This window comes from Stenotrophomonas panacihumi (genome assembly GCF_001431645.1).
Classification (GTDB): domain Bacteria; phylum Pseudomonadota; class Gammaproteobacteria; order Xanthomonadales; family Xanthomonadaceae; genus Stenotrophomonas_A; species Stenotrophomonas_A panacihumi.
Genome location: NZ_LLXU01000062.1, coordinates 20,832 through 38,372, shown reverse-complemented (window position 1 = coordinate 38,372; position 17,541 = coordinate 20,832). Strand labels below are relative to the sequence as shown.

Genomic DNA, 17,541 nt, shown 5'->3' with positions numbered 1-17,541 from the left:
GGCGAGCCTTTCGTCACTTGCCGCGTCCCTCGCGCAGGCGGATCGCCGAATGCAGGCGCAGCAGCACGCGCGCGGCCAGGGCCAGCAGCAGGCACAGGATCACCACCGCCACGCCGAGCCAGATCGGGTGGTTGGAGAAGTACCAGCGCAGCCAGGTCGGCAGCGGCAGGTGGCCGATGTAGTACGTCTGGTTGCCCGCCAGGCTGGTGACCTTGTCGTCCTGCAGCAGCACCACGCTGCCCTGGAACTTGGCCAGCCGCACCGGGTCGGCCCAGGCCTCGAACAGGCGCGCCAGGTTGCTGGGGTCGTCGGCCTGCAGCACCACCACGCTGCGGTCGCGGTCCAGCGGCGATTGCAGGCCCATCAGCAGCACGTCGTTGGGCTGCGGATTGACGCTGACCTCGGCGGTGGTCGGCAGGTCGGTGCGGCGCGCATCGAAGGACAGGAACCCCGGCAGCTTGTCCAGCAGCCAGTCGCTCAGGCGGAACCGGCGGCCGTTGGCGCCCTCGCCCACCGGCAGGTACTGCGCCCATTCGCGCAGCAGCGGCTGGGTCGTCGGCGAGCCGAGCACGATCAGGTCGCGGTTCGCATCGCGCTGCTTGGCCTCGGCCGGCGTGGCCAGCGTCGCGCGCAGCGTCGGGTAGCCGGTCACGGCGCCGAGCTTGCCGAGCAGGTTGAGCACGTTGCCGAAGTCGGCCTCGCTCGGGTTGTCCGGCAGCACGATCGCCGATTCGGACAGGTCGGCCAGGCGGGTGAACGGGAAGCCGGCATTGCCGAACGCGGCCAGGTTCGGCATCGCCATGTAGTGCGGGAACGAGCGCAGATCGATGCTCGAATCGCCGTCGATCGCACCGGCCACGTCCGGGAACGTGTTCTTGCACGCCTCGGCCTGCGGGCGGTCGAAGAAGTAGTGGAAGCGCAGCTGGCTGTTGGCCGAGAACGTGCCGGTCGGCAGCTCCAGGTCCTGGCGGATCGGCATCGCGCCGCGCTCGCCCAGGCCACGCCACCAGCGCAGCGGCAGCGACTGCGCATACGGATGCCCGTTCAACGGCAACGTGGTGACGAAGTTGTCGTTGATGCTGATGTTCAGCGCCGACTGGTCGTTCGCTTCGGGCACCGTGTAGCGGTACTTCAGCGACACCGGGATGCCGTCGCTGCGCCACACGAACAGGTCCGGCGGCAGCTGCAGGCCGACGCGGATCAGGTCCGGGTGGTAGCCGGTGACGTTGAGCCGCTCGGGGCGGTCGACCAGTTCGCGGAAGTACACCGGGCGCTCGCTGCTCACCCACTTCGGCGCGTCGTACGGCTTGCGCGCGTCCGGCTGCGCCAGGTCGCCCACCTGCGCCACCGCGCCGGTCAGCGGCGCGCGCAGCGCCAGGGCGGTGGCCGCCTTGGCCAGCTCGCCGGCGTTGCGGCCGAGCACCAGCAGCAGCTTGGCGTTCGGGTCGGTCGGGTGGCTCATGATGGCCACGGTCGGGCCGTGGATGTCCGGCAGCGAACCGGTGACGCCGGCCAGCAGCGTCGGCAGCGTGTCGGGCGTGGCGAACACCACCGTGTTGCCCGAGGCCGGCAGCGTGCCGGTGGACACCGGGAAGCTCGCCCCGCGATAGCCGGCCAGCGCACCGAACCACGAGGACACGATGCCAGCCGCCTGCAGCGTGGCCATGTCCGGCCGCTGCGCGAAGTGGAACGGCAGGTTGAGCGGGCGCACGTCGTGTTCGTCGAAGAACGGCACCGGCAGCATCGCCAGGTTGTCGGCCAGCGCCACCGGCGTGGTGGTCAGGCTGAGCGAGCTGTTGGCCGCGTCGATGTTCGCCCACAGGCTGGTGTGGTCCGGGTCTTCGCACTCGCGGGTGTAGTGGCCGATCAGCTCCAGGTTGATCTGGTTGTAATCGGAGACCACGCGCGGGTCGATCGGGATATCGGCGCTGAGCGCCTTGCCGGCATCGGCCTGCGGGGTGGGCAGCGTCGCCACGGTCACGCCGTTGACCGTCACCTTCAGGTGCGAGAGGTCGGGCAGCAGCGAGGGCGAGTAGCTGTAGCGCAGGTGCAGCTGGGCGGCGTTGACCAGTTCATCGGTGCGCACGCCGAACGGCACGCCAGCGTTGCCGTGGATGCCGCGCAGGGTGATCTCGTAGTCGATGCCCAGTTCGCGCAGCGTTTGCGTGCGCGTGCTCGCCGAGGCCGGCGGCGCGGCCGGCATGTCGGGCGTGCCGGCCACGGCGGGCACGGCCTGCGGATTTTGCGCGGCGGGGTCCTGGGCGGGCGCAGGCGTCGGCGCGGGCTGCGCGCAGGCCAGGCCCGCGGCCACGGTCAACAGGCAGGCGGCGGTGGCGGATACGAGTCGCATCGGGATCATCTTGGTCAAAGAAGGAGGAACGACGGAAACGGGCATGCTCACGCGCCCTCTTCGTGGCCGACGGGGCGGAACCCGCGCCGCAGGCTGCTGATGCTGTGCTGGCCGAGGCGGCGGAAGCCGCGCATGCTCGCGCCGAGCACCTGGCCGACCGAACGCAGGAACGAATCGCGGTCGTGCTGGCCCCACTGGCCCAGCCACAGGTCGGCGCGCGCGAACGTGCAGGCGACCAGCCAGCGCTCCTGCTCCAGGTCCATCTGCGCGAATTCGATGCTGATCTGGCCGTCGCGGTCATGCCGCACGATGGCCGGCAGCGGCTGCTCCACGCCGCGGTGGCGCAGGCCGATCTGCACGTTCATGCCCGGCTCGATGGGCTGCGGCTGGTCCAGCCGGATCGCCATGCCGCCGGTGGAGAAGTTGATCGTGCGGCCTTCCAGCAGCGTGCCATCGGCCAGGCGCACGCTCACCGGCGCATCCAGCGGCACGCGGTGCGAGCGGCGCACCTGGCGCGTCTCGCTGGCGGTGGCGATGGTCGCGCCGAGCAGCAGCATGTTGTAGACCGTCCAGCCCAGGTTGAACCAGATGGTGTGCAGCTCGCCGGCATCGCTGGCGAAGCTCCAGCGCATGATGCCGGCGGCGATGCCGGCCAGGTTGAGCACCAGCAGGAACAGGTAGGGCTTGGCAATCTGCGAGTCGAAGTAGCCGCGCTGCACCAGGCCGCCCTTCGGCGTCACGTTGAACTTGCCGAGCTTGGGGTTGATGAACGACACCAGCGTCGGGCGCAGGATGTACCACGCCAGCGTGGTCTCGTAGACCTCGTTCCACAGCAGGTGGCGATACTTGCCCTGCACGCGGATGTTGGTGAGGTTGGCCTGGAAGATGTGCGGCAGCGCGTAGGCCAGGATCATCAGCGCCGAGGCATGGATGACATGCGCGCCGAAGAACAGGAAGGCCAGCGGCGCGGTCAGGTAGATGATGCGCGGCAGGCCGTAGAAGAAGTGCAGCATCGCGTTGAGGTAGCACAGCCGCTGCGATATCCGCAGGCCCTTGCCGAACAACGGGTTGTCCAGGCGCGCGATCTGCGCCATGCCGCGCGCCCAGCGGATGCGCTGCGCGACGTGGCCCGACAGGCTCTCCGTCGCCAGGCCGGCGGCCTGCGGGATCGCCAGGTAGGCGCTGCGGTAGCCGCGGCGGTGCAGCTTCAGCGCGGTATGCGCGTCCTCGGTCACCGTCTCCACGGCCACGCCGCCGATCTCGTCGAGCGGGCCGCGCTTGATCACGGTGCATGAGCCGCAGAAGAACGTCGCGTCCCACTGGTCGTTGCCGTCCTGCAGCAGGCCGTAGAACAGCTCGCCCTCGTTGGGCACCTTGCCGTGCGTGCCGAGGTTGCGCTCGAACGGGTCGGCGGAGAAGAAGTAGTGCGGGGTCTGCACCACCGCCAGCTTGGGGTCGCGCAGGAACCAGCCCATCGCCACCTGCAGGAACGAGCGGGTGGGAATGTGGTCGCAGTCGAAGATGGCGACGTATTCGCCCTTGGCCTTCTTCAGCGCGGCATTGATGTTGCCGGCCTTGGCGTGGAAGTTGTTGGTGCGGGTGACGTAGTGCACGCCGACCTGTTCGCAGAACTCGCGGAACTCCGGCCGGCGGCCGTCGTCGAGCACGTGCACGTTGATCTTGTCCGACGGCCAGTCCATCACCGTGGCCGCCAGCACGGTGGTGCGCACCACCGACAGCGGCTCGTTGTAGGTCGGGATGAACACGTCCACGGTCGGCCATTCGCGCTGGTCGGCCGGCAGCGGCACCGGCTTGCGGTTCAGCGGCCAGAGCACCTGGAAGAAGCCCAGCACCAGGATCACGAAGGCGTACAGCTCGGCGGCCACCAGGCCCAGGCCGAGCACCAGGTCGACCACGCCGCCCACGCCCATGGTCTCGGTCAGGCGCCACCACATGTAGCGCGAGGACACCGCCAGCGACATGCCCATCATCATCAGCACGACCACCCGCCCGCCGCGCCGGCGCAGGAACAGCGCCACGACGAACAGCACGGCCGAGAAGATCATCTGCTGGGCCACGTCCATCGGCACCGCCACCACGAACACCAGCAGCAGCGCGCCCAGCAGCCAGAGAGTCCAGGTCGCAAGCCTGGGCAACAGCGTGCCGGAGCGCGGCGCGGTGGCGATACTCATCAAACGTTCCTTATGACAGCACCCGTGGCGCGCGGTCGCGCCGATCTTTCAGTCCCGCCGGGCCCTCGCCCGACCCGCCGTTTCAGCGCCCGAACATGCGCCGCAGCGGCCCGGACGCCGCCGGAGCGGCATCGGCCTGCAGCAGACGCTGGAACAACGCGTCCAGTTCGGTCGCCGGCGCCCCCACCGGGCTTTTCTGCACTTGCGCCTGCACCTGCACCTGCTCGGACCGCAGCGGCCGGATCGCGGCCAGGATCGGCGGCGACGGCGGCGGCGGCATCGACGGCGGTTCGACCGCGGGCGCTTCCGGCGCCTTCGCTTCGGCCGACTTCACCGCTTCCACCGGCACCTGCAACGCTTCGACCGCCGCTTCGCGCGTGGGCAGCTTGCCCGGCACGAAATCACGGTACTCGTCGGCCCCCTTGCTGCCCAGGCGGGCGAACAGGCGGTCGACGTCGTCCAGTGCCTCTTCCTGTGCTTGCTTGTGCTTGTCGTTCATTCTTGCCCCCAAGATGTGTACACCGCGCCTACACCGCCCGCGCCAGCCGCAGCCGGCGCAGATCCGGCGCCGGCGGGCGTTCGGCGTTCACCGCCAGCCCCGCCAGCATCCCCAGTTGCTGGAACCACCCCTCATACACCCCCGCCAGGAAGCCGTCGCTCCAGTCCATGCCCGTCAAGGCCACGGCCAGCGGCGGGGCGGCGTGGGTGATCTCCACGCTGCCGGCCTGCTCTTCCATGCGGCACTGGCCCCATTCGACCTCGCCCCAGATCCGGTTGGCCGCGGTCTCGACCTCGCCGAGCGCCACGCATTCGCCGATCGGATGGCGATGGGCAAAGCGGCGCCCGATGCGGGCCATCAGGGTGGCCAGCTCATGCTCGGGGAGTTCGGCGGCGAACTCCTCGGCCAGGGCACGGACGAAACCGAGCCATTGCCGGGAACAGCCGCGGGCGCGAAACAGCGTTGAAGGATCGAACGAAGTCATGCCTGAACCGTGCTGCGTGGGGGTGCACCGGGCATCATGCCCCCGGTACGGGTCAAACATATGCAAGCGCGGTGCCAAACACGACGCTGTGCAGTGCACAATTGAGAATTGGATCGCACTTTACCCTATCGGGTTGCGAAATTTCACCTTGACTGGTCGCAGTGCGGCAAAAAACGCCGCTGCGCGTCACTCGGCGTCGGGGGTGTCCTGGACCTCGAACACCTGCCGCAGGTAGCGCAGGTAGCCCGGGTCGTCGCACATGCTCTTGCCGGGTGAATCGCTCAGTTTGGCCACCGGTTGGCCATTGCATCGGACCATCTTGATGACGATCTGCAGCGGCTCCGGCCCCAGGTCGTTGGTCAGGTGGGTACCGACACCGAAGGACAACCGGCAGCGGCCCTTGAAGTGGTCGAACAGGCCCATCACCCGCTCGATGTTCAGGCCGTCGCTGAAGACCAGCACCTTGCCGCGCGGGTCCACGCGGTGCTGCTGCAGGTGGTCCAGGATGCGCTCGCCCCACACGAACGGGTCGCCCGAGTCGTGGCGCATGCCGTCGAACAGCTTGCAGAAGTACAGGTCGAAGTCGCGCAGGAAGGCATCCAGGCCGACCACGTCCGACAGCGCGATGCCCAGGTCGCCGCGGTACTCGCGCGCCCAAGACTCCAGCGCCGCCACCTGCGAATCGCGCAGGCGCGGGCCCAGCGCCTGGAACGCCTGCAGGTATTCGTGGGCCATCGTGCCCAGCGGGGTCATGCCGTAGCGGCGGGCGAAGTACACGTTGCTGGTGCCGACGAAGCGTTCGCCCCAGCCCTCGCGCAGCAGCGGCAGCAGTTCGCCGTGCCACTGCCGCGAATAGCGCCGGCGGGTGCCGTAATCGGCGACGCGGCAATCCTCGTAGCCGGGCGCGGCCAGCCGCGCGACCTTGGCCTGCAGGCGGCGGCGCCCTTCCTCGAAATCCGGCTGGCTGGTGTTGCGGAACCAGACCTCGTTGATGATCGCCAGCAGCGGCACTTCGAACAGGATCGTGTGCAGCCACGGGCCGCGGATGATCAGCTCGATCTCGCCCTCCACCTGGCGCGAGGGCCGCAGGGTGAGGTACTTGCGGTCCAGGTGGAACAGGCCGAGGAAGTCGACGAAGTCCGGCTTGATGAAACGCATCGCGCGCAGGTAGGCCAGCTCGTCGGGCTGGAAGCGCAGCTCGCACAGCAGGTCGATCTCGGTGGAGATCTCGTCGATGTACCGCGCCAGGTCGATGCCCGGCGTGCGGCACTTGAAGCGGTATTCGACCTGCGCGCCGGGGTGCTGGTGCAGCACCGCCTGCATCATGGTGAATTTGTACAGGTCGGTGTCGAGCAGCGAGGTGATGATCATGGGGAGATTATGACCCGGTCGATGTGCAGGCGCCGCGTGCCCGCCGCGCCCCTACCCGGCACGCCGCAGCAGGCGCGGCACCTGCGCGGCCGCATGCGCCCAGATTGCCAGCCACACGCCGGCGCGCACCGGCAAGCTGCGCCGGGGCGCTTCGAACTTGCGGAAATAGCGCCACAGCCCGCGATGCTTGTGCCATTCGACGAAGAACGGCCGCGAGCGGCTCGAGACACCGCGCAGGTGCACCACGCGCAGGTCGTTGGCGACCGCCACCATCGCCCCGGCCTGGCGCGCGCGGCGGCACAGGTCGAGGTCCTCGGCATGCAGGCGGTAGCCGGCATCCCAGCCGCCGATGCCATCGAACAGGCTGCGTGGCATCAGCATCAACGCACCGGAGATGGCCTCCACCGGCTGCAACGCCAGCGAAGGGTCGGCCGGCACCGCCAGCTGCGCACCGCGGCGCGGCGCGCGCAGCATCGCGGCGAAGTCCGGGTCGCGACGGCGCACCGCGCCATCGGGCTCGCCGTGTTCGTCCACCTGCTCCACGCCGAGCAGCGCGGGCACGCCGAGCGCTTCGGCGCGCGCGCGCAGCTGCGAAAGCGTATCCGCCGCGACCATCAGGTCCGGGTTGATGAACACCAGCCACGGCGCGTGTGAATCCGCCGCGCCCTGGTTGCAGGCGGTGGCGAAGCCGGGGTTGTCCGGGTTGGCGATGAAGTGCACGCGCGCATCCTCGATGGCATGGCGCTGCACGACGCTGAGCGTGTCGTCGTCCGAATCGTTGTCGACCACGCGGATCTCGGCCACCTCGGCGGCCGCGCGCAAGCGCGACAGGCATTCGTCGATGGTGGCCGCGCTGCGGTACGTAACCACCAGCGCGGCGATGGCTGCATTCATTCCTCTTTCCCTCGGGTTTCGCCGAACAGGTCGCGCTGCGGCATGGCGACCGGCGTGGCCTCGTAAAGCTGTTGCAGTTGCGTGCGCATCGCCGCGAGCGGGTCGTCCATCAAAAAGCCCGCCAGGCGCGAATGCCAGGCCGGCCAGCGCGTGGCCAGCGCATCCATGTCGCCGTCGGCGGGCATGCCCTCTTCCTCGCGCGCGACGAAAGCGGTCTCGCACAGCACGTTGCGCCAGCCGAGCCCGGCCATGCGCAGGCTCAGGTCGATCAGCGCCGCGTACCACGCACCGTAGCTGCTGGCGTCCAGCCCGCCGGCACGCTGGCGGGCGCTGCCGCGTAGCGCTACCGCATGGCAGATGGCCGAGGGCAGCTCCGGGTGCAGCGGCGGCATCGCCGCGCAGGCGGCGGCCAAGCGCTCGGGATCATCCGGCAATGGATTGATTTCGCCCAGCCGCGGCCATGCGGCCGCTTCGCCGGCATTGCTCCATGGCGTGGCGCTGGCGATGGCGGCATCGCGGGCGAAGCACGCCTCCAGCTGGCGCAGCCAACCGGGCAGCGGCTGCGCCTGCGAAGACAGCACCACGACATCGGCGGCGCCACAGGCGCGCAGCATTTCATCCAGGTGCGCGACCTCGCCGATCGGCCGTTCGCGCCGCGTGTAATCCGCCTGCAGGCGCGTGCGCGCCAGCCAGGCTTCGATCACCGCCACGCCACGCGGGCCCGCCTGCGCGTCGTCGGCCAGCCACACGGGGGTGCCCGGCGGCGTGCCTGCCTCCAGCGCACCGAGGCAGGCGTCCAGCGCGCGGTCGTCGGTGCCGACCGGCAGCAGGACGATGGGCGGGGCGGCACTCATTGCTTGGCGGGCGTGTACAGCGGTTCCAGCGTCTTGAACTTGCGGCCGTACTCGTCGTTGAACCGCACCGCCTCGTTGGCATCCTTCACGATGGTCGGGGTGATCAGGACGATGACTTCCTGGCGCGTCTCGTTCTGCGTCTTCTTGCCGAACAGCGCGCCGACCACCGGCAGGCGGCTGAGGAAAGGAACACCGGACGAGCCGTCCTCGTCCTGATCGCTGATCAGGCCGGCCAGCATGATGGTGTCGCCACTGCGTACCGCCGCTTCCGTGTGGACGCGACGCGTGTCGATGGGCGGATTGCAGGTGGATTTGGTCGGATCGCAACTGGCCGGCGCGGCGCCGGCCGAGCTCACTTCCTGCACGATATCCAGGAACACGGTGCCCTCGCGGGTCACGCGCGGGCGCACCTTGAGGATCACGCCGGTATCCAGGTACTGCACCTGGCTGTAGGTGCTGTCGGAGCCCAGGCCGGTATTCACCGACACCGAGTTGATCGGCACCTTGGTGCCGACGTTCAACGTGGCCTCGGCGTTGTTGCGCACGAACACCGAGGGCGTCTGCAGCAAGCGCACGTTTGTGACTTCATCCAGCGCGGAGATCACCGCCGCGGCGTTCTTGCCCAGGAAGGTCCAGCCCAGGCCCCCGCTGCCGATGGTGCCGGAGATGTCGCCCCAGATGTTGCGGCCCTGTGCGGAAGGCAGGTTGGGCGGATCGGCCGTAACGGCATTCTCGAAGTACCAGTTCACGCCGTAGCTCAGCTTGCCAGTGAGCTTCACCTCCGCCACTTGCGCCTCGATATGCACCTGCATCGGCATGGTGTCGAGCTTCTCGATCACCTCGCGGATCGAGCGCCACGCCTGTGGCGCGGCACGCACCAGCAGGGTGTTGGTTTCCTCCACGGCCGAGACGCCGACGCGGTCGCCCTCCACTTCCAGCGTCACGCTGCCGTTGCCGGTCTGGCGTGGCGAAAGGGTGAAATCGCCGCCGCTGCCGATACCGCTGCTGTTGCTGCCCGTGCCGCCCGTGCTGCCGTAGCCGCTGCTGCTGTTCGAACCCAGGCTGCTGCCGGCATCACGCCCCAGGCTCGCAGAATCCAGCGAATCGCCCAGCTGCATCGACGTGGCGCCCGGTGCGAGCGAGGCGTTGTCGCTGCCACCCCGCGTGCTGGCCCCGAACACCTCGGCCAGCCGGTCGGCCAGCTCGCGCGCCTTGATGTACTTCAGTTCATACGAGAACAGCCGCGGCGCGCCGCCGGCGCTGTCGATGCGTTCCAGCCACTGCTGGATCTGGTCGAGGTAGCGCGACTGCGGCGTGATCACCAGCACCGCATTCGCATTCTCCAACGGCATGAAGCGGAACATGCCCGCGCTGGGCGTGCCGCTCTTCTCGCCGAACACTTTTTCCAGGTCCGCCGCCACGTCCTGCGCCTTGCCCGACTGGATCGGGAACACGCCCACCGACATGCCCGACAGCCAGTCGACGTCGAAGATCTCCACCGTGCGCAGGTAGTTCTCCAGCTCCGCTCGCGTACCGCCCAGGGTGATGACATTGCGCGAGCCATCGGTGCCGACGATCGCATTCGGCCGCGCATACGGCTCCAGGATCTTCTTCATCTCGCTGGCGGAGATGTAGCGCAGCGGCACCACGCGCACCTCGAAGCCGCGCGCGTTCGCCGCCGGCGCGGTGCTCGGCGCGACGGTGCCGGCCAGCGCCTGGTCGGCGGGCACGATGTTGTAGCGCCCGCCGCTGTAGACCATGCGCGCGTTGTTCCAGCCCAGCACCATCTCCAGCAGGTTCAGCGCCTGCGCCGGCGACACCGGCTTGGGCGTGGCCAGCGTCACCGTGCCCTGCACGCCGGGGGCGATGACGTAGTTCTGCCCGAGCATGTCGCCGAGGATGGCCTTGACCACCGCCTGCAGCGATTCGCCTTCGAAATTGAACGTGGCCTCGCCGGTGCTCGCGGCGGCCAGCGCGGGGGCCGGGCGCGATGCCGCGCCGCGGTTGATCACCTCGCCGCTGCCACGGCGGATCACCGGCTGCGGGCCGGCATCGGTGCCGGCATCGTCGGTGGCGACCGGCGCGGTGCGCGGCGGCGGCTGGGTCGGCGCGCGGCGCACGTCCGGCGTCGGCGTGCTTGCGCAGCCGGCCAGCAGGCCCAGGAGGAGTGAAATCAGGACAACGCGTGACGTCATGTCGGCACTCTACGGGTTCTTCGGCACGGCGGCATCGCCGGTGCGCTGCGGATTCTGTTGCTGCTGCAAGGCGCGGCGGCGCGCCTCGATGCGTTCGCGGATCGCCTTGAGCTGGTCCTCGCTGGGCGCCGGCGGCGTGGCCGATGCGCCCTGCGCGGCCGGCGTCGGCGCGTTGGCCGCCTGCACGACGGGCGCGGCGGCCGGGGACGGCGGCGGCGCCACGGGCGCAGCGACCGGCATCACGTTCGGCGGCGGAGGCGGCAGCTGCGGTGCATTCGCCTGCCCGGCGCCGCGCAACGCGGTCGGGGCTTCGCCGCCGCGGCCGTCGAACACCTGCATGTCCAGCGTGCGCACGCCGCCCGGCCCTTCCACCGTGGCGCTGCGCGGGGAGAGCGTGAGCAGGCGCCAGCCCTCCACCGCGTCGCCCTGCAGGCGCAGGCGCAGCGAGCGGCCCTGGTCGGTGGTGATGGTGGCCATCTGGAATTGCGGGGTCATCAGCACGCCGGTCAGGCGCAGGCCGGTGGCCTGGGCGGTGTCGCTGCCGCCGAGGAAGAACGGGTGCGGGCGCCGGTCCTCGGCGAACACCGGGCGCTGGGCGACGGCGGCGTAGGCGGAGAGCTCACCCAGCCGGCGTGCCGGCGGCGGCGGGATCGCCGGCAACGGACGCGCTGCGAGCGGCGCATCGTCGGCCGGCAGGCGGCCGCCCATGCCGAGCCCGGCCAGCACGGCGACGATGACGGCCCACCCCGCGAACACCACCCGCCACCAGGTCCGCATGCCGATCGCGTCAGGGCGCATGGGCGACCTCCGCGGCGACTGCGCCGGGGCGTACGTAGCCGGAAAGATCGAACGTCACGTCCAGGCCATTGCCGCTGTCGCCCGGCGAGAGCGCGGCGCGTTGCGCCAGCACGTTGAGGTTGTCCACGAACAACCCCGGCGTGCCGGATTCGAGCGAATGCAGCACGTTGGCCAGTTCGGGCGTGCCGCAGCGCAGGCGTACCTGCACGGCCACGCGGGGGAAGCGCCCCTGCAGGTCGGCCGGCAACGCCGAACGGTTGCTGATCGCGCAGCTGCGATGGCCGGGGCTGGCTTCCGAGACCACCGCCTCCAGCCGCTGCACCAGGCCGGCGACGGCCAGTTCGGCGGAAGCTTCGGGCAGGAAGCCGGGGCGCGCGGCCAGCTGCGCGCGGGCACGCTGCAACTGTTCGGCGATGCGCGGGGCTTCCTGCAGTTCGGCGCGCACGCGCTGGGCGCGCTCGTTCGCGGCGCGCACGCGCGCCTCGGTGGCCAGCAGCGGCTGCACGAAGAACGGATGCACCAGCAGGCCGTAGACCAGGGCCAGCGCCAGCACCAGCAGGCCCAGCGCCCAGGCGCGTTCGCGCAGGTCGGGCATTGGATTCATCGCGCCCCTCCGGCCGCCGGGGCGGGCGTGGCAGGCGGCGCGGCCAGCGTGGCGGTGATGGTGAAGCGGTCGCGGCCCTTGCCGGCATCGCTCTGCAGCACGCCGGTGAGGGCCGGCTTGCGCCAGGTCGGCGCGCCGTCGAGGCGCTCGACCAGCGCGGCGGCTTCATCGCTGAGGCCGATCAACTGCAACTGGTCGCCTTCCAGCGAGAATTTTTCCAGGTAGGTGCCATCGGGCAGGCGCTGGCTGAGCTCATTCCATACCTCGATGGCGGCGGGCCGCGCGGCGCGTTGCTGCTCGAAAAAGGCGGCGCCTTCGATCAACGCGGTGAGTTCCTCGCGCTGCATCGCCACCTGGCGCGCGCGCTGCGCGTCGCCGCGCACCTGTTCTTCCAGCGCATCGGCGGCGCCGGCGCGGTTGTCGAGCAGCCACTGCGCGCCGATCGCCAGTGCGATGAGCCCGGTCGCCAGCACGGCCAGGTTCCAGCGGGCCATCGGGTCGCGACGCACATGGCGCTCGGCCAGCGGCAGCAGGTTCACGCGCAGCGGCTGGCCGTCGCCGTCGCGCACGTCCACGCCGGCGAGCAGTTCGCGCCAGGCCGGGGCGATGCCCGCGTCGCCGTCCACCACGCGTCGCGGCACCACCACCAGCTCGGCGTCGAGCTGCGCATCGCCGTGATGGCCCAGCGCGCGTGCGTCGAACCACACCTGGTCGGCGGCGAAGGGGGTCTGGCGGTCGATCTCGAAACGCGCCACGTCCTGCAGGCGTGCCGCCGCCGCGGCAGGCAGGCGTAGCGGACGGCGCAGCGCGGCGCTGGCCGGCAGCAGCCAGTAGCGCGGCAGCGGGCGCAGGCGCGGCGGCAGCAGGGCGTCCCAGTCGGCCGGGGGCACCGCCTCGGGCAGCCGCGCCAGCGGCTCGACGCCCTGCGCGCGCTGCCAGGCCAGCGCCACCTCGCCGCCCTCGCGCCACAGCAGCAGGCGCGCCGGCGAGAAACCGAGCCGCCACTGCCAGCGCGCCGGCAGCCAGGCCAGCAACGCCGCCTGCCACCAGCGCCAGAAACCGCCGGACCCCGGCGGAATCCGCAGGCCGATGCGCTCGAGACTTTGCCGCCACGCGGTCATTGCACTGCCGCTCCCTCTTCCCACTGCAATACGGTGTATGCCGAATCGCGGGCGACGGCGCTGCCGGCACGTACCACCGCCCGCAGCACCACCTCGCGTCCCTCGCCCAGGCGTGCCCGGCTCTCAATACTATAAGTGCCGGTCCCCGCCGCCATGGCCGCCGGATCGACCTGCGTCACGGAAGCGCCCGCCGGGGCCTGGCGGGCGGCCAGCACGGGGCCGGGGTCGGTGCCCATCGCCATCAGCACCGGGCCCGGCGCGAATGCGGCCACCGGCTGCGCGCGCTGGCCGTGGATCGTGACATTGGGCAGCAGCTGCCGGTACAGGTCCGCGTCCACGCCCAGCACCAGGCGCAGCTCGCCCAGGCTTTCGAACGGGGCGTCCTTGGCGCCGTAGGGCAGCCCGGCGGCGGCGTAATCGGCGTCTTCGGCGCCATTGGGGGCCTGCAGGCTGTCGGCATCGCGCCAGTCGACGATGGCCGCAGCGATGGCCTGCGCGCGCGACGGCTCGGCGCCCAGCGCGCGCACCAGCCCGGCCAGCAGCGCCGGGGGCGCGGCGTTGAGATCGACCTTGCCGCCTTCATCGACGATGCGGACCTGCACCGGCACGCCGTCGAACGCCCACGCGTAGGCGCGGCCATCCGGCCGCCAGCGCGTGGCCGGCTCGGCGCGCAGGCGCCACAGGGCGTACTCCAGCCCGGCGCGCGCCACCATCTGCCCGCGGACATTGCCGCGCAGCACCGCATCCTGGCCGTGCTCCACCCGCGCGGCCAGCGCGAAGGCGCCGACCATCGCCGTGAGCAGCACGATCAGCCACAACACCAGCACCAGGGCCACGCCGCGCATGCGTCGGTTCATAGGGAGGTGCGCTCGGTCGTGGCCTGCGGCAAGGCGACCAGCAGGGCCGGCCAGTCACCTTGCGCGTCGCGCAGTTCGATGCGCACCCAGCGCGGCAGGCGGTCGCTGTCGGGCCATTGCGCCTGCCAGTCGCCCATGCGCCGTTCGCGCGGGTCGAAGCCCCGATAGGAGAAGCGCACTTCGACCAGCCCATCGGCCAGCGGCTCGGCCGGCACCGGCTTGGCGGGCGTGAGCGTTTCGCCCGCCTGCACCTGGGTGAGCTGGATCCGCAGATGGCGCGCCGCGCCCTGCCCTTCGACGCCGACGTCGTGCAGGTACGGGCCGCCATAGCCGAGGTAGTCGGGCACGTCGGCGACAAAGCGCATGCGCTGGGCCTCGCCGATGAAGCGCTGCGGCTGTTTCGTGGAAGGGTCGCGCGCCATCACCACCGGCAATGCGGCCGACAGGCGCTGGCGCAGGAAGCCTTCGACGGTGCGCATGCGTTCGCTGCGCGCGGCGATCGCCTCGCCGCGCCCGCCGATGGTGCCGGCCGAACGCAGCGTGGCGAACGCCAGCGTCAGCCCGGCCGCCAGCAGCACCGTGGCCAGCAGCACTTCGATCAACGTGAAGCCGGCGGCGCGGCGCACGCTCACGGCGCACCGCCGTCGAGCGCCGGTGGCACCAGACGCAGGCTGCGCCAGTGCAGCTGTTGGTCCGGCGCCTCGCCCCAGCGCACGGAGAGGTCGAGTTGCATCAGTTTCGGGTCGACCGGCGACACCGGCTGCGTCGTGGCCGGCGGCTGCGGATCCACCCACGGCCGCACGTCGAGCTGCCACGCATAGCGGCCTTCCTCCCAGCGCCCTTCGCGATGTTGCGGCCGCAGCGGCCCGTCCATCTCCAGCCCGGCAAGCAGCGACTGCGCATGCAGCGTCGCGCGGGTGGACAGCTCTGCCGCACGCACCTGCCGCGCGCCGCCGGACAGCGTGCCGATCAGCAGCCCCAACGCAAGCGCGAGCAACGCGAAGGCGACGATCACTTCGATCAACGTGTAGCCGCGCTGGTACTTCATGGCGAGGCCTCGAGGCGACCGCTGCGTACCTCGCCGGTGATCCAGGCCACGTCGATGCGCCAGCGCGCCTGGCGCGCGGCCAGCTCGATGCGCCCGCCGGTGGATGCACCATCGGCGAAGAAGCGGATCGCCCCCGTGCCCTGCCGCGGCTGCACTTCGCGCGCGCCGGTGAAGGCCATGCGCAGCTGCGCCGGCACCTGCCCGTGGTGGCCCAGCGTGCTCGACCAGCGCCCGCTGCGCGGGTCGATCTCGAACTGCTGCGGCACGCCACTGGCCATCGCGCGCGTGCGCACGAGCCGCAGTTCGGAGGCCAGCTGCTTGCCGTTGGAACGCAGGCGCAAGCCGTCGATGCCGCCACCCAGCACGCCGGCGGCGAGCACGCCGGCGACCGCGATCAACGCGATCACCAGCAGCATCTCCAGCAGGGTGACGCCGCGCGCGCGCGAACGCCTCAGCCGCGGGCCGGGGGCCATGGCGGCTTACTCGTAGACGATGTCCGCGTCGTAGCTGCTGCCCCCGGGCTGGCCATCCTTGCCCAGGCTGATCAGGTCGAACGGGCGGCCGGTACCCGGCACGCGGTAGTCGATGGGATGGCCCCACGGATCGTTGAGTTCGGCCGGCTTGGCATACGGGCCGAGCCAGCCGGCGGCGCCAGCGGGCTGGGTGACCAGCTCGTCCAGCTTGGTCGGCAGCTTGCCGGTGTCGAGCTGGTAGTTTTCGACCTTGCCGGCCAGCGTCTGGATCTGCGACTTGGCCAGGTTGGCCTTGCCGCGGTCGGCGCCGCCGAGCACGCGGCTGCCCACCAGGGTGAGCACCGCGCCGATCAGCACGATGACGATGATGATCTCCAGCAGGCTCATGCCGGACTGGCCGCGCGGCGCTGCGGCGGGTACGAAACGGCGTCGGTGGATCATGCGGGTGTCCTGGTCTGGGTCGAAGGGAAGACGGTGTGCGAGGTTAGCGGGCGGCCGGGGCGATGGCGATGATCAAAGCGGCGCATCGCCTGTTCAGCCGATCGCATTGGTAAGGTCGTACAGCGGGACGAGCACGGCGATGATCACCCCGCCCACCACGCCAGCCAGCAGCAACGTGAGCACGGGCACCAGCGCGGCGAGCAGGCGGTCGATGGCCTGCGCGGTTTCCTGCTCGAAGGTATCGGCCACGCGCAGCAGCATCGTGTCCAGCGCGCCGGATTCCTCGCCCACCTGGATCATCTGCAGCGCCAGCCGCGGGAACTGCTTGCCGCGCCCCAGCGCGCTCGCCAGGCCATGGCCGTTGCGTACTTCCTCGGTGGCGCGTTCGACTTCGGCCGCCAGCACGCGGTTGCCGAGCACGCCGCGGCCGATGCCCAGGGCGTGCAGCAGCGGCACGCCGTTGCGCAGCAGCGTGCCGAGCGTGCGGGCCAGGCGGGCGGTCTCCAGCCGCGCCAGCAGCTCACCGGAAAGACGGCGGCGCAGCAGCCAGCCATCCAGTGCCAGGCGGAAGGCCGGGTCGCGGCGGCGCCGTTCCAGCCACAGCAACGCGAGGGCCGGCACGGCGATGAACACGATCCACCAATCGCGCACGAACAGCCCCACCGCCAGCACGCCGCGGGTGAACCACGGCAGCACCACGTCCAGGCTCTCGTACATCTGCGCGAACTGCGGCACCACGTAGCCGAGCAGGAACAGCAGCGCGAAGCCGACCACGACCAGCAGGATGGCCGGGTAAACCAGGGCGTTGATCACCCGGCCGCGCAGCGCGTGGCTGCGCTCGAGGTAATCGGCGAGGCGCTGCAGGGTGTCATGCAGGCTGCCGCCGGCCTCGCCGGCACGCACCATGTTCACGTACAGGCGAGAGAACACGCCGTGCTGGCGTTCCAGCGCGGTGGACAGCGGCGCACCGCCGCGCACCGCGTCGCGGATGGCGGTGAGCGTGCGGCGCTCGCGCGCGTCCTCGGGCAGGTCGATCAGGATGGACAGCGCGCGATCCAGCGGCTGGCCAGCGCCGAGCAGGCTCGCCAGCTGGTGGGTGAACTGCACCAGCGCCCCGCCCGCCAGCACGCGCGCGCGCCACGGCGCACGCAGCCCGGGGCCGCGTTCGTCGGCACCGGCCGCGCGCGTTTCCACCGGCAGGTGGCCCTGCTCCCGCAGGCGCGCGACGACCTCGGCCTCGCTGGCCGCTTCCATCTGGCCATCGAGCAGCTCGCCCTCGCCGTTGAGCGCCTTGTAGCGGAACAGCGCCATCAGGCCGCACTCCCGCGCAGCCCGGAAAGGCCCGGCATGGCGACGACGG

Annotated in this window: 17 protein-coding genes; all 17 read right to left on the bottom strand. The window is 70.9% G+C overall.

Annotation, left to right across the window (positions count from 1 at the left end; all coding sequences use genetic code 11):
* Positions 1 to 13 precede the first annotated feature (13 nt).
* Entirely contained in the window at positions 14 to 2,350 is a 2,337-nt protein-coding gene (gene bcsB, locus ARC20_RS06445; protein ID WP_057645959.1) for a cellulose biosynthesis cyclic di-GMP-binding regulatory protein BcsB, read from the bottom strand.
* A 47-nt stretch (positions 2,351 to 2,397) separates the two neighbouring features.
* Complete coding sequence (gene bcsA / locus ARC20_RS06440; protein WP_057645953.1) at positions 2,398 to 4,542, bottom strand: UDP-forming cellulose synthase catalytic subunit; 2,145 nt, start codon at positions 4,540 to 4,542, stop codon at positions 2,398 to 2,400.
* A gap of 82 nt (positions 4,543 to 4,624) precedes the next feature.
* A complete protein-coding gene (locus ARC20_RS06435; RefSeq protein ID WP_057645952.1) occupies positions 4,625 to 5,041 on the bottom strand; it encodes a hypothetical protein in 417 nt (138 codons plus the stop codon).
* A 28-nt stretch (positions 5,042 to 5,069) separates the two neighbouring features.
* A complete protein-coding gene (bcsD, locus tag ARC20_RS06430) occupies positions 5,070 to 5,525 on the bottom strand; it encodes a cellulose biosynthesis protein BcsD (RefSeq protein ID WP_057645951.1) in 456 nt (151 codons plus the stop codon).
* A 186-nt stretch (positions 5,526 to 5,711) separates the two neighbouring features.
* On the bottom strand, positions 5,712 to 6,896 hold the full coding sequence (gene pncB / locus ARC20_RS06425) for a nicotinate phosphoribosyltransferase (protein WP_057645950.1): 1,185 nt from the start codon (positions 6,894 to 6,896) through the stop codon (positions 5,712 to 5,714).
* A 51-nt stretch (positions 6,897 to 6,947) separates the two neighbouring features.
* Complete coding sequence (locus ARC20_RS06420) at positions 6,948 to 7,790, bottom strand: glycosyltransferase family 2 protein (RefSeq protein ID WP_057645949.1); 843 nt, start codon at positions 7,788 to 7,790, stop codon at positions 6,948 to 6,950.
* Complete coding sequence (locus tag ARC20_RS06415) at positions 7,787 to 8,644, bottom strand: glycosyltransferase family 2 protein (protein ID WP_057645948.1); 858 nt, start codon at positions 8,642 to 8,644, stop codon at positions 7,787 to 7,789. Before ARC20_RS06415 ends, ARC20_RS06420 begins: the two co-directional genes overlap by 4 nt.
* Entirely contained in the window at positions 8,641 to 10,839 is a 2,199-nt protein-coding gene (gene gspD, locus ARC20_RS06410) for a type II secretion system secretin GspD (RefSeq protein ID WP_057645947.1), read from the bottom strand. The genes ARC20_RS06415 and gspD overlap by 4 nt, the downstream gene beginning before the upstream one ends.
* A 9-nt stretch (positions 10,840 to 10,848) precedes the next feature.
* Complete coding sequence (locus tag ARC20_RS06405) at positions 10,849 to 11,637, bottom strand: hypothetical protein (RefSeq protein ID WP_057645946.1); 789 nt, start codon at positions 11,635 to 11,637, stop codon at positions 10,849 to 10,851.
* Positions 11,627 to 12,232: a type II secretion system protein GspM gene (gene gspM / locus ARC20_RS06400; RefSeq protein WP_057645945.1), complete on the bottom strand. Its 606-nt coding sequence runs from the start codon at positions 12,230 to 12,232 to the stop codon at positions 11,627 to 11,629. The genes ARC20_RS06405 and gspM overlap by 11 nt, the downstream gene beginning before the upstream one ends.
* Positions 12,233 to 12,237: 5 nt before the next feature.
* Positions 12,238 to 13,362 (bottom strand): PilN domain-containing protein, encoded by a 1,125-nt coding sequence (locus tag ARC20_RS06395; RefSeq protein ID WP_057645944.1) that lies wholly within the window; start codon positions 13,360 to 13,362, stop codon positions 12,238 to 12,240.
* Positions 13,359 to 14,219, bottom strand: a complete 861-nt coding sequence (locus tag ARC20_RS06390; RefSeq protein ID WP_057645943.1) for a type II secretion system minor pseudopilin — start codon at positions 14,217 to 14,219, stop codon at positions 13,359 to 13,361. The genes ARC20_RS06395 and ARC20_RS06390 overlap by 4 nt, the downstream gene beginning before the upstream one ends.
* A complete protein-coding gene (locus tag ARC20_RS06385) occupies positions 14,216 to 14,851 on the bottom strand; it encodes a type II secretion system protein J (RefSeq protein WP_057645942.1) in 636 nt (211 codons plus the stop codon). The genes ARC20_RS06390 and ARC20_RS06385 overlap by 4 nt, the downstream gene beginning before the upstream one ends.
* Positions 14,848 to 15,267 (bottom strand): type II secretion system protein XpsI, encoded by a 420-nt coding sequence (gene xpsI, locus ARC20_RS06380; protein WP_057645941.1) that lies wholly within the window; start codon positions 15,265 to 15,267, stop codon positions 14,848 to 14,850. The genes ARC20_RS06385 and xpsI overlap by 4 nt, the downstream gene beginning before the upstream one ends.
* Entirely contained in the window at positions 15,264 to 15,740 is a 477-nt protein-coding gene (gene xpsH / locus ARC20_RS06375; protein WP_057645940.1) for a type II secretion system protein XpsH, read from the bottom strand. Before xpsH ends, xpsI begins: the two co-directional genes overlap by 4 nt.
* Positions 15,741 to 15,746: 6 nt before the next feature.
* Positions 15,747 to 16,181, bottom strand: a complete 435-nt coding sequence (gene gspG / locus ARC20_RS06370) for a type II secretion system major pseudopilin GspG (protein ID WP_057645939.1) — start codon at positions 16,179 to 16,181, stop codon at positions 15,747 to 15,749.
* A gap of 93 nt (positions 16,182 to 16,274) precedes the next feature.
* On the bottom strand, positions 16,275 to 17,492 hold the full coding sequence (xpsF, locus tag ARC20_RS06365; RefSeq protein WP_057645938.1) for a type II secretion system protein XpsF: 1,218 nt from the start codon (positions 17,490 to 17,492) through the stop codon (positions 16,275 to 16,277).
* Between the last annotated feature and the right edge of the window lie 49 nt (positions 17,493 to 17,541).